Source organism: Bacillus sp. N5-665 (assembly GCF_022637375.2).
Lineage (GTDB): Bacteria > Bacillota > Bacilli > Bacillales > Bacillaceae_G > Bacillus_A > Bacillus_A wiedmannii.
The window spans coordinates 1,552,089-1,575,755 of the sequence record NZ_CP093325.1; the positions used below are offsets into that span (position 1 = coordinate 1,552,089).

Consider the following 23,667-nt stretch of genomic DNA (forward strand, 5'->3'; position numbering starts at 1 on the left):
TTGTTGCATTCTACTTTTAATGATTATATACTACTGTTAGTACCTAGTCATAAAAATGGATGGTGCGGTATGAAAAAAAGAAGAAGTAAAAAAGAAAGACAAGAATTATTACAACAAACAATAGAAACGAATCCTTTTATTACGGATGAAGATTTAGCAGAAAAATTTCAAGTGAGTATACAAACCGTACGTCTTGACCGTATGGAATTATCTATTCCTGAATTAAGAGAAAGAATTAAACATGTAGCTACAAAGCAACATGAAGAAGATGTGAAATCTTTACCGTTAGAAGAGGTTGTCGGAGAAATTATCGATATAGAATTAGATAGACATGCGATTTCTATCTTTGAAGTGAAGGTAGAACACGTATTTAAAAGAAATCAGATTGCCCGTGGGCATCATTTGTTTGCACAAGCAAACTCACTAGCTGTTGCAGTTATTGATGAAGAATTAGCTTTAACTGCAAAGTCTACCATTCGATACATTCGTCCTGTAAAATTAGGAGAGCGTGTTGTTGCAAAAGTGCGCGTTGAAGATGTAGAGAATGATAAAGGACGGACCGTTGTCAAAGTGCGTAGCTTTGTTGGAGAAGAACTTGTTTTTACAGGCACTTTTGAAATGTATCGATCTAGTAATTATAGTGAGGAAGGTAACAACTTATGAAAATCGCAATAGATGCAATGGGCGGCGATCATGCTCCAAAGGCTGTCGTATTAGGAGCAATGAAAGCTATTAAGGAATATTCTGATTTACATATTACGTTAGTAGGGAAAGAAGAGGAAATTCGTCAATACTTAACGAGTGAAGAACGAATTACTATACTTCATACAGATGAAAAAATCGAATCGACAGATGAACCAGTAAGAGCGGTTCGTCGAAAAAAACAAGCCTCAATGGTACTAGCAGCGCAGCAAGTGAAAGACGGCGTAGCGGATGCTTGTATATCAGCTGGTAGTACAGGAGCTTTAATGGCGGCTGGATTGTTTGTTGTAGGTCGTATGGAAGGAATTGAGCGACCAGCTTTATCCCCTACAATGCCAACGGTTGATGGAGAAGGTTTTGTTATGTTAGATGTTGGAGCGAACGTTGATGCAAAACCAATTCATTTATATCAATATGCAGTAATGGGATCTGTATACGCTGAGAAAGTAAGAGGAATTAAAAATCCTCGCGTTGGACTTTTGAACGTTGGAACAGAGGATGGCAAAGGGAACGAGCTTTCAAAACAAGTCTTTGCAATGCTTAAGGATGCCCCAATTAATTTCGTTGGGAACGTTGAATCAAGAGATTTATTGCAAGGTGTAGCAGATGTTGTTGTATGTGATGGTTTTACAGGGAATGTAGCGTTAAAATCATTAGAAGGAACAGCACTTGCGTTATTTTCTATGTTAAAAGAGCAGTTAATGAGTTCGTTTACGAGCAAATTAGCAGCAGCGGTATTAAAGCCAAAACTTATGGTATTAAAAGATAAAATGGATTATTCGGAGTATGGAGGAGCTGCATTGTTTGGATTGAAAGCTCCTGTCATTAAGGCTCACGGTTCTTCCAATGACCAATCAATATTTAGTGCGATTCGTCAAACTAGAGAAATGGTAGCGAAAGAAGTTATTCCTACTATTTCAAGCGTAATGGAGAAAGAGCCACTCCAATAAGAGGAGGATTTGAAATGGGAAAACTAGCATTTCTTTTTCCGGGCCAAGGTTCACAGGCAGTTGGAATGGGTAAACAGTTAGCGGAGAATAATAAAGAGGTTGCAAATGTGTTCGCCAAAGCAGATGAGGTGTTGCAAGATTCACTTTCAGAAGTGATTTTTGAAGGGCCGCAGGAAAAGCTTACGTTAACGACAAATGCGCAGCCTGCCTTATTAACAACGAGTTTTGCTATTTTGACAGCTTTGAAAGAGTATGATATTACACCAGACTTTGTTGCAGGGCATAGTTTAGGTGAATATAGCGCTCTTGTAGCAGCGGGTGCAATAACTTTTGAAGACGCTGTATATGCTGTAAGAAAACGTGGGGAATATATGGAAGAAGCTGTTCCTGGCGGAGAAGGTGCAATGGCGGCTATTTTAGGTGCTGATCCACATATGCTGAAACAAGTTACAGAAGAAGTAACAAGTGAAGGATATGCAGTGCAAATCGCTAATATGAATAGTACGAAACAAATTGTGATTTCGGGAACAAAGCAAGGGGTCGAGATTGCTTCTCAAAGAGCGAAAGAAAATGGTGCAAAGAGAGCAATTCCGCTTAAGGTAAGTGGACCGTTCCACTCTTCGCTTATGAAGCCAGCAGCAGAGAAGTTCCAAAGTGTCTTAAATGAAATTACAATTCAAGATACGAATATTCCTGTTATCGCAAATGTAACAGCAGACGTTATTACAAGTGGTGCACATATTCAAGAGAAGCTAATTGAACAGCTCTATTCGCCTGTCTTATGGTACCCGTCCATTGAAAACATGGTGAATCAAGGGGTAGATACATTTATTGAGATTGGACCTGGGAAAGTACTTGCTGGACTTATGAAGTCAATTGATTCATCAGTGAAAGCATATGCGATATATGATGAAGAGACGTTAAAAGATACCATTTCAAATTTGAGAGGAGAAAACTGATGTTAAAAGGGAAAGTAGCATTAGTAACTGGCGCTTCACGTGGAATTGGTCGTGCGATTGCGATTGATTTAGCGAAACAAGGGGCAAATGTTGTAGTAAATTATGCTGGTAATGAGCAAAAGGCAAATGAAGTAGTTGATGAAATAAAGAAATTAGGTTCGGATGCAATTGCAGTAAGAGCAGATGTTGCAAATGCTGAAGACGTTACGAATATGGTGAAACAAACTGTAGATACATTTGGACAAGTTGATATTCTTGTAAATAATGCAGGTGTAACGAAAGATAATTTATTAATGCGTATGAAAGAAGAAGAATGGGATACAGTTATTAATACAAACCTAAAAGGTGTATTCTTATGTACGAAGGCAGTATCTCGATATATGATGCGTCAACGTCATGGACGTATTATTAATATCGCTTCTGTTGTTGGAGTAACAGGTAATCCAGGACAAGCAAACTATGTTGCTGCTAAAGCGGGTGTAATTGGATTAACCAAAACATCAGCAAAAGAGTTAGCGAGCCGTAATATTACTGTAAATGCAATTGCTCCTGGGTTTATTGCGACTGATATGACGGATGTATTAGATGAAAATATAAAAGCCGAAATGTTAAAGTTAATTCCTGCAGCTCAGTTTGGTGAAGCGCAAGATATCGCAAATACTGTAACGTTTTTTGCTTCTGATCAAAGCAAATATATTACAGGGCAAACGTTAAATGTTGATGGCGGAATGGTAATGTAATAAAAGAATTGATTTCAACTAGTTTTTTTGTCCAATATTTAATATAATATTTGAGGGGAGGTGAATGGAATGGCAGATGTTTTAGAGCGTGTAACAAAAATCATCGTTGATCGTTTAGGTGTAGAAGAAACTGAAGTAGTACCAGCTGCGAGCTTTAAAGAAGATTTAGGCGCAGACTCCCTAGATGTAGTAGAACTTGTAATGCAATTGGAAGATGAATTCGAAATGGAAATTTCTGATGAAGATGCTGAAAAGATTGCTACTGTTGGCGATGCTGTGACTTACATAGAGAGTCATCTATAATGCTTAAGTGAAGTCCCGTTTTTTAGCGGGGCTTCTCGGCTTATATCTGGAGGGACTTATGCCGTACCGAAAACATAGAGAAAAAAAATACGAAACAAAATATCGTGAAGCGTTTAAAGTATTTCAAGAAGAGATAGGTATTACGTTTTCAGATGAAAAATTATTGATTCAAGCATTTACGCATTCATCGTATGTGAATGAGCATCGAAAAAAACCGCATGAAGACAATGAGCGTCTCGAATTCCTTGGAGATGCAGTATTGGAACTTACTGTGTCGCAGTATCTGTTTCAAAAATATCCGACAATGAGCGAAGGAGAGTTAACAAAACTACGTGCAGCTATTGTATGTGAACCATCTCTTGTTCGTTTTGCAAACGAGTTGTCATTTGGTAGCCTTGTTTTATTAGGGAAAGGTGAAGAAATGACAGGTGGACGTGAACGACCAGCTTTATTAGCGGATGTCTTTGAAGCGTTTATTGGTGCCCTTTATCTTGATCAAGGGTTAGAAACAGTATGGGGATTCTTAAAAGAAATTGTATACCCTAAAATTAATGAAGGTGCTTTTTCTCATGTGATGGATTATAAGAGTCAATTACAAGAGTTGATTCAGCGTGATGGTAGTGGCAATATTGAGTATCAAATTTTGCAGGAAAAAGGACCGGCCCACAATCGAGAATTTGTGTCACGTGTTACGTTAAATAACGTGGCTTTAGGTCTTGGTAGTGGCAAGTCGAAAAAAGAAGCAGAGCAACAAGCTGCTGCAGAAGCATTGAAAAAATTAAAAGAACAACTATAAGGAATCCCCCTTTGAATGAGGGGGATTCCTTATGCATAGAATGAAACTTTCTTTTTGTTTGTGAATAAAGGGAAGGGAAACCCGTATAATAGCTTGTTTTTGTATAGACAACAGTTATAACAACGGAGAATAGGAGGAAGGCCTTTCGTGTTTTTAAAAAGATTAGAAATAGCAGGGTTTAAGTCTTTTGCTGAGCGTGTATCTGTTGATTTTGTCCCAGGTGTAACTTCCGTAGTAGGACCTAATGGAAGTGGGAAAAGTAATATTACTGATGCGATTCGCTGGGTACTTGGTGAACAATCTGCAAAATCATTACGTGGTGCAAAGATGGAGGATATTATTTTTGCAGGCAGTGATACGAGAAGAGCAGTTAATGTTGCTGAAGTAACAATAACTTTAAATAATGAAGATCAACGTTTACCGATTGAATATAATGAGGTGTGTGTAACGCGTCGTGTATCTCGTTCTGGTGATAGTGATTTTTATATTAATAAACAATCATGTAGATTGAAAGATATTATCGATTTATTTATGGACTCTGGTATGGGAAGAGAAGCTTTTTCGATTATTAGCCAGGGGAAAGTTGAAGAGATTTTAAGTAGTAAATCAGAAGAACGTCGTGGTGTATTTGAAGAAGCTGCGGGAGTGCTGAAATACAAACTTCGTAAAAAGAAAGCTGAAGTGAAATTAGCAGACACACAAGAAAACTTAAATCGTGTACAAGATATCATTCACGAATTAAGTAGTCAAGTAGAACCTTTAGAAAGACAAGCTTCTATTGCGAAAGATTATCTCGAGAAAAAAGAAGAATTAGAGAAAGTAGAAGCGGCGCTTATTGTACATGAAATTGAAGAATTACATGAGAAATGGGAAGCGCTTCGAAATCAGTTTGGGCATAATAAAAACGAAGAAGCTAAAATGTCAACGCATTTACAAAAAGGTGAAGAAGAGCTTGAGGAATTACGAGGACAATTACAAGCAGTAGATGAGTCTGTAGATTCCTTACAAGAAGTACTGCTTCTTTCTAGTAAAGAGCTAGAAAAATTAGAAGGACAGCGTGAGTTATTAAAAGAGAGAAAACAAAATGCAACGACGCATTGTGCACAACTCGAACAGTTAATTGTTGAATTAACAGAGAAAGCTACAAGTTATGATGGTGAAATTGAATCCAGTACAGAAGTGTTGATGCAATTTGTAAATCAAGTAAAAGAGTTGGAGACAAAATTGCATGATAATGAGCTACTGCTTGCAACTTTTGCTGACAATTTAGAGGAACAAATTGAGAATTTAAAAGGTGACTATATTGAACTTTTAAATCAACAAGCTAGTCATCGTAATGAGTTATCTATGATTGAAGAACAATCTAAACAACAAAACTCAAAAAATGAACGCCTCGATGAAGAAAATGCGAAATATGTAGAAATACGCATGGAAATTACAGCGAAAAAGACGAAACTTGTGGAAAGTTATGAACAAGTGAAAGAAAAAGTCGCTGGTATTCTTTCGAATATACAAAAGACAGAAGCAGCACTTGGGAAATGCAAGACGCAGTATAGTGAAAATGAAACAAAACTGTATCAAGCGTATCAATTTGTACAACAGGCACGTTCTCGAAAAGAAATGCTAGAAGAGATGCAAGAGGATTACTCTGGTTTCTATCAAGGGGTACGTGAAGTATTAAAAGCTAGAGAAGATAGGTTGCAAGGTATCGAGGGTGCTGTTGCAGAACTGCTAACGGTACCGAAAGAATATGAAATTGCAATGGAAATTGCTCTAGGTGCAGCGATGCAGCATATTGTCGTACAAAAAGAAGAACATGCTCGTAATGCAATTACGTTTTTAAAACAAAATAAACATGGACGAGCAACGTTTTTACCGCAAGCTGTTATTAAAAGTAGATCGTTATCATTTGAACAATTACGTATTGTAAATCAACACCCATCGTTTGTAGGTGTGGCGGCAGAACTTGTGCAATATAACAATAAATATGAAAATGTAGTTTCAAATTTATTAGGTACTGTTATTGTTGCGAAAGATTTACGTGGGGCGAATGAGTTGGCGAAACAACTGCAATACCGTTATCGCATTGTAACAATCGAAGGTGATGTAGTGAACCCCGGTGGTTCTATGACTGGTGGAGCGGTAAAACAGGCGAAATCTTCTTTATTAGGACGTCAACGTGAGCTAGAAGAGTGGACGAACAAGTTAACTGATATGGAAGAAAAAACGACAAAGTTAGAAAACTTTGTTAAAGCAGTAAAGCAAGAGATTCAAGAAAAAGAAGTGAAAATACGGGAACTAAGGCAAAGTGTAGAAGCAGAGCGTGTAGATGAACAGAAATTAAGAGAAGAAATTAGTCGCTTAGAATTAGAAGAACATCGTATTAATGATCGTTTATCTATTTACGATTTAGAGATTGAAGGATTCTTACAAGATCAAGTGAAAATACAGGGACGTAAAGAAGAGCTAGAAAAGATTTTAGCAACGCTTCAAGCGGAGATTACGGAATTAGATAGCAAAATTGTCGCTTTAACAAAACAAAAAAGTGAGCAGCATTCTTCGAAAGAAAAAGTGCAAAAAGAAATGACTGAGTTAAAAGTGTTAGCGGCTGAAAAGCAACAACGCTTATCTAATCAAAAAGAAAAAGTTGAACGATTGACGAAGGAAAAAGAAGAAACGGATGCAACGCTTGTCAAAACGAAAGAGGATTTAGCATTCTTAAAACAAGAAATGACATCTAATTCAAGTGGTGAAGAACAGATTACGAATATGATTGAGAAGAAAGCATATGATCGTAATCAAACTTCAGAGTTAATTCGCTCTCGTCGTGAACAACGCGTATCGTTACAAGAGAGAGTAGAACATTTAGAACGTAATCTGAAAGAAACAACAGGTAAACATAAATACATTCTTGAGATGCTGAAAAATCAAGAAGTAAAAATAAACCGACTTGATGTAGAGTTAGAAAATAGATTACAACATTTACGTGAAACATATACGATTTCATTTGAAGCAGCAAAACTGAAGTATACAATGATGATGCCTGCAGAGGATGCACGTAAAAAGGTGAAACTAATTAAATTATCCATCGAAGAGCTAGGCACAGTGAACTTAGGGGCAATTGAAGAGTATGAGCGTGTAGCAGAGCGTCATACATTCTTACTAGAGCAAAAAGATGACCTAGAAGAAGCGAAAGCGACATTGCACCAACTTATTACTGAAATGGATGAAGAAATGAAAAAACGTTTTTCTACTACGTTTGAAGGAATTCGAATGGAGTTTCAATCGGTATTCTCTGAATTATTTGGAGGCGGTAGAGCGGATTTAGTCATGACGAATCCAGAGGACTTATTAAATACTGGTATTGATATTGTAGCGCAACCGCCAGGGAAGAAACTGCAAAACTTAGGTTTACTTTCTGGTGGGGAGCGTGCTTTAACAGCAATTGCGCTGTTATTCGGTATTTTAAAAGTGCGCCCAGTCCCATTCTGTGTATTAGATGAGGTAGAGGCGGCTCTTGATGAGGCGAATGTTGCCCGTTTTGCGCAGTATTTAAAGAGATTTAGTGATGAGACACAGTTTATTGTCATTACACATAGAAAAGGTACAATGGAAGAGTCTGACGTATTGTACGGTGTAACAATGCAAGAGTCAGGGGTATCTAAACTTGTTTCGGTTCGTTTAGATGATGGAGAAGAACTAGTTGCAAGTAATTAGGAAGGATGGGACAGTATGAGTTTTTTTAAAAAATTAAAAGAAAAAATTTCAAAACAAACAGATACGGTAACAGAGAAATTTAAACATGGATTAGAAAAAACGAGAAATTCGTTTGCAGATAAAGTAAATGATTTAGTTTATCGTTATCGTAAAGTAGATGAAGATTTCTTTGAGGAATTAGAAGAAATTTTAATTGGTGCAGATGTCGGAGTTTCGACGGTAATGGAATTAATTGATCAATTGAAAGAAGAAGTGCAACGTCGTAACATCCAAGATCCAAAAGAAGTACAAGCTGTTATTTCAGAAAAGTTAGTAGGAATTTACAAAGGCGACAGTGAGTTTAGTAACGAAATTAATATGCAAGAGGATCAATTAACAGTTGTTTTATTTGTCGGTGTTAACGGCGTAGGGAAAACGACGACGATTGGTAAACTGGCACATAAATTCAAATCAGAAGGTAAGTCTGTCCTATTGGCGGCAGGAGATACATTCCGCGCAGGAGCGATTGAACAATTAGAAGTATGGGGCGATCGCGTTGGTGTAGAAGTGATTAAACAAGGGTCAGGATCTGATCCAGCGGCGGTTATGTATGACGCTGTACAAGCCGCGAAAGCACGTAAAGTAGACGTATTACTATGTGACACAGCAGGACGCTTACAAAATAAAGTAAACTTAATGAAAGAGTTAGAGAAAGTGAAGCGTGTAATTGAGCGTGAAGTACCGGGGGCTCCTCACGAAGTATTACTTGTTATTGATGCAACAACAGGACAAAACGGTTTAAGTCAAGCGAAGACATTCCGTGAAGCAACGAATGTTACTGGTATTGTTTTAACGAAGTTAGATGGAACTGCTAAGGGTGGTATTGTATTAGCGATTCGTAACGAAATGGATGTACCGGTGAAATTCGTTGGATTAGGAGAGCAAATGGATGACTTACAGCAGTTTGATCCAGAACAATATGTGTATGGTTTATTTGCGAACTTAGTAGAAACAGAAGAAGTGTAAGTGAAAGAAGCGGTATTTTCCGCTTCTTTTTCTATAAAAATATGTGATGTTAAGAAAAAAACTTGACACTCTTTTGTACTCCATGTAAACTAATTCATGTAAAGGGAAATCACTTAACAAAGGATGATCCAACATGCTCGAGAAAACAACGAGAATGAACTATTTATTTGATTTTTATCAATCGTTGTTAACGCAAAAACAAAGAAGTTATATGTCGCTTTATTATCTAGATGATTTATCTCTTGGTGAAATTGCGGAAGAATTTGATGTAAGTCGCCAAGCCGTGTATGATAACATTAAACGGACTGAAGCGATGCTTGAAGAATATGAAGATAAATTAGTATTACTTCAAAAGTTTCAAGAGCGACAGCGACTTGTTGCAAAGCTAAAACAGCTAATCAGCGAAGAAGAGCATGTGAATGAAGAAATGAAACAAGTTGTTGAAGCTATCGAAAAATTAGATTAGGAGGGCGGCAATATGGCATTTGAAGGATTAGCCGACCGACTTCAACAGACAATGCAAAAAATCCGCGGCAAAGGAAAAGTTTCTGAAGCCGATGTGAAAGAAATGATGAGAGAAGTTCGTCTAGCTCTTTTAGAAGCGGACGTTAACTTTAAAGTAGTAAAAGATTTTGTAAAGCGTGTGTCTGAACGTGCTGTCGGACAAGATGTAATGACAAGTTTGACACCTGGACAACAAGTAATTAAAGTCGTACAGGAAGAACTTACAGAACTTATGGGCGGAGAGCAAAGCAAAATTGCTGTTGCTAATAGGCCACCGACTGTTATAATGATGGTTGGTCTGCAAGGTGCGGGTAAAACAACGACGACAGGTAAGCTTGCGAACTTGCTTCGTAAAAAGCATAATCGTAAACCAATGCTTGTTGCAGCGGATATTTACCGTCCAGCAGCGATTAAACAGCTTGAAACATTAGGGAAGCAATTGGACATGCCTGTATTCTCTTTAGGAGATCAAGTAAGTCCTGTTGAAATTGCGAAACAAGCGATTGCAAAAGCAAAAGAAGATCATCACGATTATGTTTTAATTGATACAGCAGGTCGCCTGCATATTGATGAAGAACTAATGGATGAATTAGCGAAAGTGAAAGAAGTTGCGAAACCGGATGAAATTTTCCTTGTTGTCGATGCGATGACGGGACAAGACGCGGTAAATGTTGCACAAAGTTTCCATGAACAGTTAGGTTTAACAGGTGTTGTATTAACGAAATTAGATGGTGATACGCGCGGTGGTGCGGCATTATCTATTAAGGCGGTAACAAATACACCGATTAAATTTGCTGGTATGGGTGAAAAACTAGATGCGATTGAAGCGTTCCATCCAGAGCGTATGGCATCCCGTATTTTAGGGATGGGAGACGTCTTAACATTAATTGAAAAAGCGCAAGCTACAGTTGATGAAGAGAAAGCAAAAGAACTTGAGCAAAAAATGCGTACGCTTTCGTTTACGCTTGACGATTTCCTAGAACAACTTGGACAAGTGCGTCAACTTGGACCGCTTGATGAATTGTTAGGAATGCTTCCTGGTGCAAATAAAATTAAAGGGCTGAAAAATGCGCAAGTTGATGAAAAACAAATTGGGCATATTGAGGCAATTATTCGTTCTATGACTAAATTAGAGCGAGAACAACCGGAAATAATCAATGCTAGTCGCAAAAAGCGCATTGCCAAAGGTAGCGGTACAACGGTACAAGAAATCAATCGTTTAATCAAGCAATTTGATGATATGAAAAAGATGATGAAAACGATGACGGGAATGCAAAAAGGTAAGAAAAAAGGACTAGGTGGATTGAAGTTTCCATTCATGTAAGGAAAAAAGATGGCTCTGTTAAGAAAAAATACTTTACAAAGCAATAGTCTTTTTGCTAATATAATTATCTGTGTGAAATAAATTCGGAGGTGCTTTATAAATGGCAGTTAAAATTCGTTTAAAACGTATGGGAGCTAAAAAAACTCCTTTCTATCGTGTAGTTGTTGCAGATTCTCGTTCTCCTCGTGACGGACGTTTCATTGAGGAAATCGGTACTTACAATCCGGTTGCTCAACCAGCTGAAGTTAAGATCAACGAAGAAGCAGCATTAAAATGGTTAGGAAATGGTGCTAAACCATCTGATACAGTTCGTAACTTATTCTCTAACCAAGGTATCATGGAGAAATTCCACTTATCTAAACAAGGTAAGTAATTGAGGCAATGACTATGAAGAAGTTAGTCGAGACGATTGTCAAGCCTCTTGTCGATCATCCTGAAGATGTAAAAGTTACACAGGAACTTTACAACGGAGAGATAAAGTATCGATTAACTGTACATCCTGAGGATGTTGGAAAAGTCATTGGAAAGCAAGGGAAAGTTGCGAAAGCAATTCGAATGCTCTTGTATTCAGTGGGACATCATAATGATGAAAAAGTAACACTGGAAATTCAATAAACGTAAAAAGGGCGAGGAGTTATTTCCTCTCCCTTTTTTAACATTTAAAGAGAAGTTGCATGTTCCATATGTGAAATGGAGATGCTTAATTTATATAGAAACCAGGGGTGACATACTATTTATGACAAAATGGTTTAACGTAGGGAAAATTGTAAATACTCATGGCGTAAGAGGAGAAATTCGTGTTATTTCTCGTACTGATTTTCCAGAAGAGCGATATAAAGTAGGAAACACGTTATACATAAGTAATGAGAAAAGTACAGACTACCTTCCAGTGAAAGTAACTTCTCATCGTCAACATAAGACATTTGATCTATTAACATTTGAAGGATACAACAATGTAGATGAAGCAGAGAAGTTTAAAGGTTCTTTAATAAAAGTACCAGAAGAGCAGTTAGGTGAACTAGCTGAAGGTGAATACTACTACCATGAAATTATTGGTTGCAGTGTTGTAACGGAAGAAGGAGAAGCGTTAGGAACAATAAAAGAAATTTTATCTCCTGGTGCAAATGATGTTTGGGTAATTAAACGTCCAAAAGGTCAAGATCTATTAATTCCTTATATTGATGATGTTGTACTTCAAGTTAACATTGAGAATAAATTAGTAACCATTCATGTAATGGAAGGGCTATTATAATGAAAATTGACATTTTAACATTGTTTCCAGATATGTTTACGGGTGTGTTTGGATCTTCAATTTTAAAGAAAGCACAAGAAAAAGAAGCGGTAGAGCTTCGTGTTGTCAATTTCCGCGATTATACAACGAGTAAGCATAATAGCGTAGATGATTATCCGTATGGTGGTGGCGCTGGGATGGTATTAACCCCCCAGCCTATCTTTGATGCAGTGGAAGAGTTAACGAAGGGAACAGACCGTAAACCGAGAGTTGTCCTAATGTGTCCACAAGGAGAGCGTTTTACGCAGAAGAAGGCAGAAGAACTTGCTAAAGAAGAGCATGTTATTTTTGTGTGTGGTCATTATGAAGGGTACGATGAACGAATTCGTGAGCATCTCGTAACGGATGAGATTTCTATCGGTGACTACGTATTAACTGGCGGAGAGTTAGCTTCTATGGTTATTACGGATAGTGTCGTGCGTCTCCTCCCGGGAGTGCTAGGAAATCATGCTTCACAAGTCGAGGATTCGTTTAGTACAGGTTTATTAGAACATCCTCATTATACACGTCCAGCTGATTTTCGTGGTATGAAGGTACCGAATGTACTAATGTCAGGAAATCATAAAAATATTGATGAATGGCGACACAAAGAATCACTACGTCGTACGTACACGCGTAGACCGGATTTACTGGAAGAACGAGAATTATCTAAGCAAGAAGCGAAATGGCTAGAACAGATTAAAGAAGACAAGTAAGGGCTTGATATATTTTCTATTGCAACAGTCCTAGCAATATGCTATTATAACACTTGTGCTACTGAAATCAGTGGCCGTATTAACGATGTTCCGCTGTAATTTATTAAGACTTTATAAGAGCATCTGTTTAAAGGAGAGAATTTAATATGCAACAATTAATCGCAGAAATTACTCAAGGCCAATTAAAAACTGACCTTCCTTCATTCCGTCCTGGAGACACTTTACGTGTACACGTAAAAGTAGTTGAGGGAACTCGTGAAAGAATTCAGCTTTTCGAAGGTGTTGTAATTAAACGTCGTGGTGGCGGAATCAGTGAAACATTCACAGTTCGTAAGATTTCTTACGGTGTAGGTGTTGAGCGTACATTCCCAGTTCACACGCCAAGAATCGCGAAACTTGAAGTACTTCGCCGTGGTAAAGTACGTCGTGCTAAGTTATACTACTTACGTAACCTTCGCGGTAAAAAAGCACGTATTAAAGAAATTCGATAAGACATGTATGGGAGCTTGTAAATACACAAGCTCCCTTTTTCCAATCTATATAAAATTTTGATATAATACGAGCAGCTTACATAATCGTGGAGGGGAAATGCATGAAGAAAGAAAAGAGTTCACTTTGGGAATGGATCAAAGCAATTTTGATTGCTGTTGTATTAGCGGGTGTTATTAGACAGTTTTTCTTTGCTCCAATTCTCGTAGATGGAGTATCGATGGCGTCTACTTTACATGATCGCGATCGAATGATTGTCAATAAAATTGGTTATCACATAGGAGATCCGAAACGATTTGATATTATCGTATTCCGAGCGACGGAAGATAAAGATTATATTAAGCGCATTATCGGCCTGCCAGGCGATGAAATAGAGTATCGTAATGATAAACTATATGTTAACGGAAAGGCTTATGAGGAGCCGTATTTAGACAAGCAAAAAAAACAAATTGCTGACGGACCGCTTACATATGATTTTACTCTTGAAGAAATGACAGGGAAGAAAACTGTTCCAGAAGGTCAATTATTTGTTTTAGGCGATAATCGTCGTTTTAGTAAAGATAGCCGTTCGATTGGTACAATTTCAATGGACCAAGTGATTGGAAAAGCAAATATACTATATTGGCCGTTAAAAGATGCTCGTATTGTGAAATAAAAGAAAAAGAAGGTGGCAACATGGTAATTCAATGGTTCCCGGGACATATGGCAAAGGCTAGACGCCAAGTAACAGAAAAATTAAAGTTAATTGATGTTGTAATTGAGCTTGTAGATGCTCGATTACCTTTATCTTCTCGAAATCCAATGATCGATGAGATTATTACACATAAGCCGAGGCTTGTTGTTTTAAATAAAGCGGATATGGCAGATGATCGTTTAACAAAGCAATGGATCGCATATTTTAAAGAAAAAGGCCAGATGGCAATTTCAATTAACGCACAAGCTGGACAAGGTATGAAAGAAATTGCAGCGGCTTGTAAAGTGTTGGTGAAAGAAAAATTTGATAAAATGGTTGCAAAAGGTATTAGACCGAGAGCGATTCGTGCATTAATTGTAGGTATACCGAATGTTGGTAAATCTACGTTAATTAATAAGTTGGCGAAGAAAAATATTGCTAAAACAGGAGATCGTCCTGGTGTGACAACAGCTCAACAATGGATTAAAGTTGGGAAGGAAATGGAACTGTTAGATACACCCGGTATTTTATGGCCTAAATTTGAAGATCAATTAGTGGGTCTTCGTTTAGCGACAACGGGCGCAATTAAAGATTCAATTTTAAATTTACAAGATGTTGCTGTTTACGCTTTACGTTTTATGGAAAAACATTATCCAGAACGTTTGAAAGATCGATATAATTTAAATGAAATTCCAGAAGATATTGTGGAGTTATTCGATGCAATTGGAAAAAATAGAGGCTGTTTAATGGGCGGCGGAATGATTGATTATGATAAAACATCTGAGCTTATACTTCGTGAGCTTCGTGGTGGAAAACTTGGGAAAATGACGTTTGAAACACCAGAAGAGTTTGCGGAGCAGACAGAAGATGCAGAAAAAGTAGAAGAAGTATAAGACGTGCGTTTGTACGTCTTTTCTTTTTTGTATATAAAGGGAGTGGCATGAATGCAAAAAGTGACTATTCAAGAAGCGGAACGTTTACTGCATGAAATAATGAGTGAAGAAGATGACCGCTTCCAAATATTAATGAAAGACGAGCGAAAAGGAATACAAAAGCTCATTTTGAAGTGGCATAAACAAAAAGAGTTAACGCAGAAAGAAAAAGAAAAGTTTTTCGAAATGTCCAAGTACGAGATTGCATTACGTGAAAAAGGGCTCACACTTATCGCGGGTATAGATGAAGTAGGGCGTGGGCCGCTAGCTGGGCCTGTCGTGACGGCAGCTGTTGTCCTTCCGGAAGATTTTTATATTCCAGGATTAAATGACTCGAAAAAGCTGAGTGAGGCGAAGCGAGAGCGTTTTTATGATGAAATTAAAGCGCAAGCAATTGCAATTGGAGTTGGAATTGTATCACCACAAATGATTGATGAGATAAATATTTATCAAGCGACGAAACAAGCGATGTTAGATGCTGTCGCGAATTTATCTTGTGCACCAGAACATTTATTAATTGATGCGATGAAACTTCCTACACCAATTCCGCAAACATCCATTATTAAAGGTGATGCGAAAAGTATTTCTATTTCTGCTGCATCCATTATTGCGAAAGTAACGAGAGATCGTATGATGAAAGAGCTTGGAGAAAAGTATCCTGCATATGGATTTGAACAACATATGGGATATGGCACAAAACAACATTTAGAAGCGATTGAAGCGCATGGAGTATTAGAAGAACATCGCAAATCGTTTGCACCAATTAAAGATACGATTCAAAAGTAAGCTGCGAATATGCAGCTTATTTTTTTATTTTGGTATATGAACATTATTATTTTCAAAAAAGAATAAAGCGATTTCAGTTTTCTGACACTTTATTGTAGACAGCGTGCCAATCATCTTATACAATGGCAATGTAATGTTTTTTAAACATTAAAAAACTTTTCGAGTAAAACAGGAAAACAGGGGAGGATGGGACCATGAATATCCATGAGTACCAAGGTAAGGCAGTCCTTAAAAGCTATGGGGTTAGCGTTCCGAACGGGAAGGTTGCATTTACAGTAGAAGAAGCTGTAGAAGCAGCGAAAGAATTAGGAACGGATGTATGTGTAGTAAAAGCACAAATTCACGCTGGTGGACGCGGCAAAGCTGGCGGAGTAAAAGTTGCAAAAAATTTAGATGAAGTTCGTACATATGCAGAGAGCATTTTAGGAACTACACTTGTGACACATCAAACAGGTCCTGAAGGTAAGGAAGTAAAACGCTTACTTATCGAAGAAGGTTGCGATATTAAAAAAGAATATTATGTTGGTCTAGTTTTAGATCGTGCAACTTCTCAAGTTGTTTTAATGGCATCTGAAGAAGGTGGAACAGAAATTGAAGAAGTAGCAGAGCAAACACCTGAAAAGATCTTTAAAGAATATATTGATCCAGCAGTAGGCTTACAAGGCTTCCAAGCGCGCCGAATCGCGTTTAACATCAATATTCCAAAAGAGCTTGTAGGACAAGCTGTGAAGTTTATGATGGGCTTATACCGTGCGTTTATCGAAAAAGATTGCTCTATCGCGGAAATCAATCCACTTGTTACAACAGGTGATGGTAAAGTTATGGCATTAGATGCGAAATTAAACTTTGATTCTAATGCTTTATATCGCAATAAAGACATTTTAGAACTTCGTGATCTTGATGAAGAAGATTCAAAAGAAATTGAAGCTTCTAAATATGACTTAAACTACATTCCTTTAGATGGAAATATTGGTTGTATGGTTAATGGTGCAGGTTTAGCGATGGCTACAATGGATATCATTAAACATTACCATGGCGATCCAGCTAACTTCTTAGATGTTGGTGGCGGTGCAACAGCTGAAAAAGTTACAGAAGCATTCAAAATTATCCTTTCTGACAAAAATGTAAAAGGTATCTTCGTTAACATTTTTGGTGGCATTATGAAGTGTGATGTTATTGCAGAAGGTGTTATTGAAGCGACGAAACAAGTAGGTCTTGAATTGCCTTTAGTTGTACGTCTTGAAGGTACAAACGTAGAGTTAGGTAAGAAAATTTTAAATGAGTCTGGCTTAAATATTGTTGCAGCAGAATCTATGGCAGACGGTGCACAAAAAATTGTTTCACTAGTGGGCTAATAGAAAGCGGGGGAGAAAAATGAGCGTATTAGTTAATAAAGATACAAAAGTTATTGTTCAAGGTATTACAGGTTCTCAAGGTTTATTCCACACAAAACAAATGATTGAATACGGTACGAAAATTGTCGGTGGTGTAACGCCAGGTAAAGGTGGCACTGATATTGAAGGTGTACCAGTATTTGATACTGTAGAAGATGCAGTGAAAGCAACAGGCGCAAATGCTTCAGTTGTATACGTTCCACCCGCTTTTGCGGCTGATGCAATTATGGAAGCAGTTGATGCAGAAATCGATTTAGTAGTATGTATTACTGAAGGAATTCCTGTATTAGATATGGTAAATGTAAAGAGATATATGGCGGGTAAACATACACGTTTACTTGGACCAAACTGTCCTGGTGTTATTACGCCTGATGAATGCAAAATTGGTATTATGCCAGGGTACATTCATAAAAAAGGTCATGTAGGTATCGTATCTCGCTCTGGTACATTAACGTATGAGGCTGTACATCAGTTAACACAAGAAGGTATTGGCCAATCTACTGCTGTAGGTATCGGTGGGGACCCAGTTAACGGTACGGACTTTATTGATGCGTTAAAAGCATTTAATGAAGATGAAGAAACGCATGCTGTAATTATGATTGGTGAAATCGGTGGTACAGCAGAAGAAGAGGCAGCTGAATGGGTGAAAGCTAATATGACAAAACCTGTTGTAGGCTTCATTGGTGGCCAAACAGCGCCTGCTGGCAAACGTATGGGCCATGCTGGTGCAATCATTTCTGGTGGTAAAGGAACTGCTGCAGAAAAGATTAAAACGATGGAAGCTTGTGGTATTAAAGTAGCGGAAACTCCAGCGGTTATGGGCGAAACGCTAATCTCTGTCTTAAAAGAAAAAGGTCTATTTGAGACTTGTAAAAACTACTAATCTGTTGAAAGACACCTTCTTGCTTGAAGGTGTCTTTTTACGCAATTCTTGTTTACATAATAAAAATTATGGGTAAGGAGAATTAAGATGAAAAGAGAACGATTATTACATCTTCATTATTTTTTAGCGGATCATTGGAAGGCGATGGAAAGACTACTATATGTCGATCCTGAATTGAAGGGAATATACACGTTTAATACAAAACAAATGGAATACTACACTGGAATATCCTCGAAAAAATCTTCAGAATTAGTAAATTTTCTTCAAAGTTCAAATCTCCCGCAATATATATCTTATTTAGAAAAAAATCGAATCTTTTATATGACTATATGGGATGAAGATTATCCACAATTATTACGTGAAATACAAGATCCCCCCTTTGTGTTATATGGAAAAGGAGAGAAGAGTTTTCTCAATAAAGCGAATAAATTAGCGGTTATTGGAACGAGAGAACCGACTTTATATGGACATGAGAGTTTAAAATTTATTTTACACCCATTATTAGAAAGGGAATGGCTTATTGTCAGTGGGTTTGCAAGAGGGATAGATACAATGTCTCATGAAATTACAGTAAGACGGCATTGCCCGACTATTGCAATACTAGGACATGGATTATCGTATATGTATCCAAAAGAGAATAGACATTTATATGAAACGTGGAATGAATATATATTGTTATTAACAGAGTATCCGCCGCACTATGCACCGAAAAAATGGTATTTTCCAAAAAGGAACCGGATTATTAGTGGTATAAGTAAGGGTGTTTTAGTTGTAGAAGCGAAATCAAGAAGTGGAACACTTATTACTGCGGACCTTGCTTTAGAGCAAAATAGAGAGGTATTTGCACTTCCTGGACCTATATTTATAGATAGTGCATCAGGAACGAATCATTTGATTCAACAAGGAGCAAAACTAGTAAGAAATGCAGAAGATATCTTGGAAGAGGTTTGAAATTAACCTTATATTTTTATGTTTTTATTAAACAATTATTGACAAATGGTAGATAGGCGCTGTATGGTATATTCATTCTTGATTGACAAAAACAAGAGAAATCAATAAGATTGATGAAGACTTGAATCCACCTCTTAAGGAGGCACTAGCATGTCAGATTACCTCGTAATCGTGGAGTCGCCTTCTAAGGCGAAGACCATTGAGAAATATTTAGGGAAAAAATACAAAGTTGTCGCGTCTATGGGACACGTTCGCGATTTACCTAAAAGCCAAATGGGGATAGAAGTAAAGAACAACTTCACCCCGAAGTATATTACCATTCGTGGTAAAGGTCCCGTCTTAAAAGATTTAAAATCAGCGGCCAAAAAAGCAAAGAAAGTCTATCTCGCGGCCGATCCAGACCGCGAAGGGGAAGCAATTGCTTGGCATTTAGCCAATACGTTAAATGTGGACGTTGAATCAGATTGTCGAGTTGTGTTTAATGAGATTACAAAAGATGCAATAAAAGAATCATTTAAACACCCTCGTGCGATTAATATGGATTTAGTAGATGCACAACAAGCAAGGCGTATACTAGATCGTCTGGTTGGTTACAATATTAGTCCTTTATTATGGAAGAAAGTAAAAAAAGGATTAAGTGCAGGACGCGTACAATCTGTAGCAGTTCGTTTAATTATCGAACGTGAAAAAGAAATTCAAATCTTTGAGCCTGAAGAATTCTGGACAATTAAGACAGAATTTGTGAAGGGGAAAGACACATTTGAAGCAAGCTTTTACGGTGTAGATGGTGAAAAAGTTCAATTAACGAATGAAACGCAAGTGAATGAAATAATTGAACAGATGAAAGATAATGCGTTTTCAGTTGAAAATGTAACGCGAAAAGAGCGAAAACGTAATCCTGCATTACCGTTTACAACATCTTCCTTGCAACAAGAGGCAGCGCGTAAGTTAAACATGCGAGCAAAGAAAACAATGATGCTCGCGCAGCAATTGTATGAAGGTATAGATCTTGGAAAGCAAGGGACTGTAGGTCTTATTACGTATATGAGAACTGACTCAACACGTATCTCAGAAACAGCTCAAACAGAGGCGCGTACTTACATTACTGAGGCGTTTGGTGCGGAATACATAGGGACAGAAAAGAAGAAAGAAACGAAAAAGTCGAACGCGCAAGATGCGCATGAGGCAATTCGTCCTACTTCGGTAATGAGAAGGCCAGAGGAACTAAAGAGTTTCTTAAGTCGTGATCAACTTCGGTTGTATAAACTGATTTGGGAGCGATTTGTTGCAAGTCAAATGGCGTCTGCTATAATGGATACTGTGACAGCTAGACTCATTAATAACAATGTTCAGTTCCGTGCAAGTGGATCGGTTGTAAAGTTTCCAGGATTTATGAAAGTGTATGTAGAGTCGAAAGATGACGGGGCTGAAGAAAAGGATAAAATGTTGCCACCTTTAGAAGTAGGGGAAACGGTATTTTCGAAGGATTTAGAACCGAAGCAACATTTTACACAACCTCCGCCGCGCTATACAGAGGCTCGTCTAGTAAGAACACTTGAAGAGCTTGGAATTGGAAGACCGTCGACTTACGTGCCGACACTTGAAACGATTCAAAAACGTGGATACGTAGGTTTGGATAATAAACGCTTCGTTCCAACTGAACTTGGTGAAATAGTAATTGAACTTATTTTAGAGTTTTTCCCAGAAATTATTAACATTGAATTTACTGCTAACATGGAGCAAAGTCTTGATGAAGTAGAAGAAGGAAATGCGAATTGGGTAAAAATTGTTGATGATTTCTACGTAGGCTTTGAACCGCGTTTAGAAAAAGCGGAAAAAGAAATGCGTGAAGTGGAAATTAAAGATGAACCAGCTGGGGAAGACTGTGAATTGTGTGATCACCCAATGGTCTTTAAAATGGGTAAATACGGGAAATTTATGGCTTGTTCGAATTTCCCAGATTGTCGTAATACAAAACCGATTGTGAAAGAAATCGGTGTTACTTGTCCGAAGTGTGATAAAGGTCAAATTATTGAACGCCGTAGTAATAAAAAGAAACGTCTTTTCTATGGATGCGGTACGTATCCAGAGTGTGACTTTGTATCTTGGGATAAACCAATTGGTCGTAAATGTCCGAAGTGCGAAGGTATGCTTGTAGAGAAGAAGTTGAAAAAAGGCGTGCAAGTACAATGTATTTCGTGTGATTATGAAGAAGAACAACAAATGTGAGCGTAACTGCTCACATTTTTTTCGGGAAGAAAAGGAAAGGTGATAAATATGACAACACAAGTAGTAAACGTCATTGGCGCAGGTCTTGCAGGAAGTGAAGCAGCTTACCAAATTGCAAAACGTGGTGTCCAAGTAAAATTATATGAAATGAGACCAGTAAGGCAAACGCCAGCTCATCACACAGATAAATTTGCAGAGTTAGTATGCAGTAACTCGCTTCGCGCAAACACATTAACAAACGCTGTTGGTGTTATTAAAGAAGAAATGCGTTTAATGGACTCTGTTATTATTCGTGCAGCTGATGAGTGCTCTGTACCAGCAGGAGGGGCTTTAGCTGTAGATCGTCATGAATTTGCGGCAAAGGTAACGGAGTATGTGAAAAACCATCCGAACGTAACTGTAATGAATGAAGAAATTACTGAAATTCCAGAAGGACCTACTGTTATCGCGACAGGTCCACTTACGTCTCCTGATCTTGCTGCACAATTAAAAGAATTAACAGGTGAAGATTATTTTTATTTCTATGATGCTGCAGCACCGATTGTTGAGAAAGACAGCATTGATATGAATAAAGTATATTTAAAGTCTCGTTACGATAAAGGTGAAGCTGCATATTTAAACTGCCCAATGACGGAAGAGGAATTTGACCGTTTTTACGAGGCTTTAATTGCTGCTGAAACAGTACCTTTAAAAGAATTTGAAAAAGAAATTTTCTTTGAAGGTTGTATGCCGGTAGAAGTTATGGCAAGTAGAGGAAGACAGACGCTAGTATTTGGACCGATGAAACCTGTTGGATTAGAAGATCCGAAAACAGGAAAAACGCCATATGCTGTTGTTCAGTTACGTCAAGATGATGCAGCAGGAACGTTATACAATATCGTAGGTTTCCAAACGCATTTAAAGTGGGGACCACAAAAAGAAGTGTTACAGTTGATTCCAGGACTGGAAAACGCAGAGATTGTACGTTATGGTGTAATGCATCGTAATACGTTTATTAATTCACCTAACTTGCTTCGTCCAACATATCAATATAAACAACGTGATGATTTATTCTTCGCTGGTCAAATGACTGGAGTAGAGGGATATGTTGAATCAGCGGCGTCAGGATTACTAGCGGGTATTAACGCTGCTCGACTTGTGAAAGGTGAAGAACCGGTTGTGTTACCGCCTGTAACTGCAATGGGAAGTATGGCGAATTATATTACTGCGACAAACGCGAAAAACTTCCAGCCAATGAATGCAAACTTCGGTTTGTTTGCACCGTTAGAGAAGAAAGTTAAGAGGAAAGCAGAACGAAATGAAGCATATGCAACACGCGCTTTAGAAACAATTCAAAATTTTGTAAATATTTAGTTAAATTTCTTGCAAAGGCTACTAAGTTGTGATACGATTTAGTAGCCTTTATTGAGGTGAATTGTGTGAATGTGAAGAAATTGTTACAATTATTCGTTGGATATTTACAAATTGAAAGAAATTATTCAAAATATACAATTGCAAGTTATCAAAATGATTTAGAACATTTTGTGCAATTTATGGAGCGAGAAGGCATATCCTCTTTTTTAGATGTTACATACACGGATGTTCGTTTGTACTTAACGACGTTGCACGATGAAAAGTTAGCCCGTAAATCTGTCGCAAGAAAAGTATCAAGCTTACGAAGTTTATATCGTTTTTTGATGCGTGAAGGTTATCGGAAAGATAATCCGTTTGCACTTGCGTCACTCCCCAAAAAAGAATTGTCAATCCCAAAGTTTTTATATGCTGAAGAATTAGAGGAATTATTTGAAGTTGCTGATACGGAAACGCCGCTAGGTCAAAGGAATCAAGCTTTATTAGAGTTGATGTATGCGACTGGAATCCGTGTGAGTGAATGTGTCAATTTACAACTTACCGATATTGACTTCGCGGTGGGAACAATTTTAGTAATGGGAAAAGGAAAAAAACAAAGGTATATTCCGTTCGGAAGCTATGCGCAAGATGCTTTAATTACTTATATAGAGAACGGGAGAAAACAGTTAGCTCACAAAACTGAAGAACACTCTCATATGGTATTTTTAAATGCGAAAGGCACGCCGCTAACAAGTCGAGGGGTACGTTATGTATTAAACGAACTCATTAAGAAGGCTTCACTGACAATGCGGATAAGTCCCCATATGTTAAGGCATACATTTGCTACACACATGTTAGATGAAGGGGCAGATTTACGTACTGTACAGGAGCTACTTGGTCATGAGAATTTGTCGACAACACAAATTTATACGCATGTCTCTAAAGAAAGATTGCGTTCGGTCTACATGAAGCATCACCCGCGGGCATAAATTGCTTTTAAAGCTATAAAAACATA

At 37.7% G+C, this 23,667-nt stretch carries 24 protein-coding genes; all 24 read left to right on the top strand.

The annotated features are described in order from the left end of the window. The first annotated feature begins 69 nt into the window (after window positions 1-69). Window positions 70-663, top strand: coding sequence for a transcription factor FapR (fapR, locus tag MNO09_RS10565; RefSeq protein ID WP_000747354.1), 594 nt, complete (start codon window positions 70-72; stop codon window positions 661-663). Next, window positions 660-1,652 (top strand): phosphate acyltransferase PlsX, encoded by a 993-nt coding sequence (gene plsX / locus MNO09_RS10570; RefSeq protein ID WP_000684108.1) that lies wholly within the window; start codon window positions 660-662, stop codon window positions 1,650-1,652. Before fapR ends, plsX begins: the two co-directional genes overlap by 4 nt. 14 nt (window positions 1,653-1,666) lie before the next feature. Continuing rightward, window positions 1,667-2,611 carry an ACP S-malonyltransferase gene (gene fabD, locus MNO09_RS10575; protein ID WP_000516945.1) on the top strand — a complete coding sequence of 315 codons (945 nt, stop codon included), beginning with the start codon at window positions 1,667-1,669 and terminating at the stop codon, window positions 2,609-2,611. Continuing rightward, window positions 2,611-3,351 carry a 3-oxoacyl-[acyl-carrier-protein] reductase gene (gene fabG, locus MNO09_RS10580; RefSeq protein ID WP_000911778.1) on the top strand — a complete coding sequence of 247 codons (741 nt, stop codon included), beginning with the start codon at window positions 2,611-2,613 and terminating at the stop codon, window positions 3,349-3,351. Before fabD ends, fabG begins: the two co-directional genes overlap by 1 nt. Before the next feature lie 69 nt (window positions 3,352-3,420). After that, entirely contained in the window at window positions 3,421-3,654 is a 234-nt protein-coding gene (acpP, locus tag MNO09_RS10585) for an acyl carrier protein (RefSeq protein WP_000786062.1), read from the top strand. 58 nt (window positions 3,655-3,712) lie between these two features. Further along, entirely contained in the window at window positions 3,713-4,450 is a 738-nt protein-coding gene (rncS, locus tag MNO09_RS10590) for a ribonuclease III (protein WP_001146867.1), read from the top strand. 147 nt (window positions 4,451-4,597) lie between these two features. Next, a complete protein-coding gene (gene smc, locus MNO09_RS10595; protein ID WP_000478993.1) occupies window positions 4,598-8,167 on the top strand; it encodes a chromosome segregation protein SMC in 3,570 nt (1,189 codons plus the stop codon). A 15-nt stretch (window positions 8,168-8,182) separates the two neighbouring features. Next, window positions 8,183-9,172, top strand: a complete 990-nt coding sequence (ftsY, locus tag MNO09_RS10600; RefSeq protein ID WP_000007644.1) for a signal recognition particle-docking protein FtsY — start codon at window positions 8,183-8,185, stop codon at window positions 9,170-9,172. Between the two features lie 133 nt (window positions 9,173-9,305). Continuing rightward, window positions 9,306-9,638, top strand: a complete 333-nt coding sequence (locus tag MNO09_RS10605) for a putative DNA-binding protein (RefSeq protein ID WP_000891061.1) — start codon at window positions 9,306-9,308, stop codon at window positions 9,636-9,638. Between the two features lie 12 nt (window positions 9,639-9,650). Continuing rightward, window positions 9,651-11,000 carry a signal recognition particle protein gene (gene ffh / locus MNO09_RS10610; RefSeq protein ID WP_000863466.1) on the top strand — a complete coding sequence of 450 codons (1,350 nt, stop codon included), beginning with the start codon at window positions 9,651-9,653 and terminating at the stop codon, window positions 10,998-11,000. Window positions 11,001-11,100: 100 nt separating this feature from the next. Continuing rightward, window positions 11,101-11,373 carry a 30S ribosomal protein S16 gene (gene rpsP, locus MNO09_RS10615; protein WP_000268750.1) on the top strand — a complete coding sequence of 91 codons (273 nt, stop codon included), beginning with the start codon at window positions 11,101-11,103 and terminating at the stop codon, window positions 11,371-11,373. A gap of 14 nt (window positions 11,374-11,387) precedes the next feature. Continuing rightward, complete coding sequence (locus tag MNO09_RS10620; protein ID WP_000737397.1) at window positions 11,388-11,615, top strand: KH domain-containing protein; 228 nt, start codon at window positions 11,388-11,390, stop codon at window positions 11,613-11,615. Window positions 11,616-11,736: 121 nt separating this feature from the next. After that, on the top strand, window positions 11,737-12,252 hold the full coding sequence (rimM, locus tag MNO09_RS10625; RefSeq protein WP_000170282.1) for a ribosome maturation factor RimM: 516 nt from the start codon (window positions 11,737-11,739) through the stop codon (window positions 12,250-12,252). Beyond that, the gene (gene trmD / locus MNO09_RS10630; RefSeq protein ID WP_000686896.1) at window positions 12,252-12,986 is read left to right on the top strand and encodes a tRNA (guanosine(37)-N1)-methyltransferase TrmD; all 735 of its coding nucleotides are present in this window, start codon (window positions 12,252-12,254) and stop codon (window positions 12,984-12,986) included. Before rimM ends, trmD begins: the two co-directional genes overlap by 1 nt. A 146-nt stretch (window positions 12,987-13,132) precedes the next feature. After that, entirely contained in the window at window positions 13,133-13,477 is a 345-nt protein-coding gene (gene rplS / locus MNO09_RS10635) for a 50S ribosomal protein L19 (protein WP_001186518.1), read from the top strand. Between the two features lie 101 nt (window positions 13,478-13,578). Further along, on the top strand, window positions 13,579-14,130 hold the full coding sequence (gene lepB / locus MNO09_RS10640) for a signal peptidase I (RefSeq protein WP_000711857.1): 552 nt from the start codon (window positions 13,579-13,581) through the stop codon (window positions 14,128-14,130). Between the two features lie 20 nt (window positions 14,131-14,150). Then, complete coding sequence (ylqF, locus tag MNO09_RS10645) at window positions 14,151-15,041, top strand: ribosome biogenesis GTPase YlqF (RefSeq protein WP_000236708.1); 891 nt, start codon at window positions 14,151-14,153, stop codon at window positions 15,039-15,041. 51 nt (window positions 15,042-15,092) lie between these two features. Next, window positions 15,093-15,866, top strand: a complete 774-nt coding sequence (rnhB, locus tag MNO09_RS10650; RefSeq protein WP_001174728.1) for a ribonuclease HII — start codon at window positions 15,093-15,095, stop codon at window positions 15,864-15,866. Window positions 15,867-16,060: 194 nt separating this feature from the next. Continuing rightward, window positions 16,061-17,221, top strand: coding sequence for an ADP-forming succinate--CoA ligase subunit beta (gene sucC, locus MNO09_RS10655; protein ID WP_001020778.1), 1,161 nt, complete (start codon window positions 16,061-16,063; stop codon window positions 17,219-17,221). A 19-nt stretch (window positions 17,222-17,240) separates the two neighbouring features. Then, window positions 17,241-18,143: a succinate--CoA ligase subunit alpha gene (sucD, locus tag MNO09_RS10660; RefSeq protein ID WP_000115178.1), complete on the top strand. Its 903-nt coding sequence runs from the start codon at window positions 17,241-17,243 to the stop codon at window positions 18,141-18,143. An 87-nt stretch (window positions 18,144-18,230) separates the two neighbouring features. Further along, window positions 18,231-19,094, top strand: a complete 864-nt coding sequence (gene dprA / locus MNO09_RS10665; RefSeq protein WP_000818022.1) for a DNA-processing protein DprA — start codon at window positions 18,231-18,233, stop codon at window positions 19,092-19,094. Between the two features lie 150 nt (window positions 19,095-19,244). Then, window positions 19,245-21,323, top strand: coding sequence for a type I DNA topoisomerase (gene topA / locus MNO09_RS10670; protein WP_001286953.1), 2,079 nt, complete (start codon window positions 19,245-19,247; stop codon window positions 21,321-21,323). 48 nt (window positions 21,324-21,371) lie between these two features. Beyond that, window positions 21,372-22,676: an FADH(2)-oxidizing methylenetetrahydrofolate--tRNA-(uracil(54)-C(5))-methyltransferase TrmFO gene (trmFO, locus tag MNO09_RS10675; RefSeq protein ID WP_000211997.1), complete on the top strand. Its 1,305-nt coding sequence runs from the start codon at window positions 21,372-21,374 to the stop codon at window positions 22,674-22,676. A gap of 65 nt (window positions 22,677-22,741) precedes the next feature. Continuing rightward, entirely contained in the window at window positions 22,742-23,641 is a 900-nt protein-coding gene (xerC, locus tag MNO09_RS10680; RefSeq protein WP_001101249.1) for a tyrosine recombinase XerC, read from the top strand. Window positions 23,642-23,667: the final 26 nt, after the last annotated feature.

Coding starts and splice junctions, on each gene's coding strand:
- plsX (WP_000684108.1), top strand. CDS start 660: ATGAAAATCGCAATAGATGCAATGGGCGGCGATCATGCTCCAAAGGCT.
- sucC (WP_001020778.1), top strand. CDS start 16,061: ATGAATATCCATGAGTACCAAGGTAAGGCAGTCCTTAAAAGCTATGGG.
- acpP (WP_000786062.1), top strand. CDS start 3,421: ATGGCAGATGTTTTAGAGCGTGTAACAAAAATCATCGTTGATCGTTTA.
- MNO09_RS10620 (WP_000737397.1), top strand. CDS start 11,388: ATGAAGAAGTTAGTCGAGACGATTGTCAAGCCTCTTGTCGATCATCCT.
- lepB (WP_000711857.1), top strand. CDS start 13,579: ATGAAGAAAGAAAAGAGTTCACTTTGGGAATGGATCAAAGCAATTTTG.
- ffh (WP_000863466.1), top strand. CDS start 9,651: ATGGCATTTGAAGGATTAGCCGACCGACTTCAACAGACAATGCAAAAA.
- rnhB (WP_001174728.1), top strand. CDS start 15,093: ATGCAAAAAGTGACTATTCAAGAAGCGGAACGTTTACTGCATGAAATA.
- ylqF (WP_000236708.1), top strand. CDS start 14,151: ATGGTAATTCAATGGTTCCCGGGACATATGGCAAAGGCTAGACGCCAA.
- fapR (WP_000747354.1), top strand. CDS start 70: ATGAAAAAAAGAAGAAGTAAAAAAGAAAGACAAGAATTATTACAACAA.
- trmFO (WP_000211997.1), top strand. CDS start 21,372: ATGACAACACAAGTAGTAAACGTCATTGGCGCAGGTCTTGCAGGAAGT.
- rncS (WP_001146867.1), top strand. CDS start 3,713: ATGCCGTACCGAAAACATAGAGAAAAAAAATACGAAACAAAATATCGT.
- MNO09_RS10605 (WP_000891061.1), top strand. CDS start 9,306: ATGCTCGAGAAAACAACGAGAATGAACTATTTATTTGATTTTTATCAA.
- fabD (WP_000516945.1), top strand. CDS start 1,667: ATGGGAAAACTAGCATTTCTTTTTCCGGGCCAAGGTTCACAGGCAGTT.
- sucD (WP_000115178.1), top strand. CDS start 17,241: ATGAGCGTATTAGTTAATAAAGATACAAAAGTTATTGTTCAAGGTATT.
- rplS (WP_001186518.1), top strand. CDS start 13,133: ATGCAACAATTAATCGCAGAAATTACTCAAGGCCAATTAAAAACTGAC.
- topA (WP_001286953.1), top strand. CDS start 19,245: ATGTCAGATTACCTCGTAATCGTGGAGTCGCCTTCTAAGGCGAAGACC.
- ftsY (WP_000007644.1), top strand. CDS start 8,183: ATGAGTTTTTTTAAAAAATTAAAAGAAAAAATTTCAAAACAAACAGAT.
- rimM (WP_000170282.1), top strand. CDS start 11,737: ATGACAAAATGGTTTAACGTAGGGAAAATTGTAAATACTCATGGCGTA.
- rpsP (WP_000268750.1), top strand. CDS start 11,101: ATGGCAGTTAAAATTCGTTTAAAACGTATGGGAGCTAAAAAAACTCCT.
- trmD (WP_000686896.1), top strand. CDS start 12,252: ATGAAAATTGACATTTTAACATTGTTTCCAGATATGTTTACGGGTGTG.
- dprA (WP_000818022.1), top strand. CDS start 18,231: ATGAAAAGAGAACGATTATTACATCTTCATTATTTTTTAGCGGATCAT.
- fabG (WP_000911778.1), top strand. CDS start 2,611: ATGTTAAAAGGGAAAGTAGCATTAGTAACTGGCGCTTCACGTGGAATT.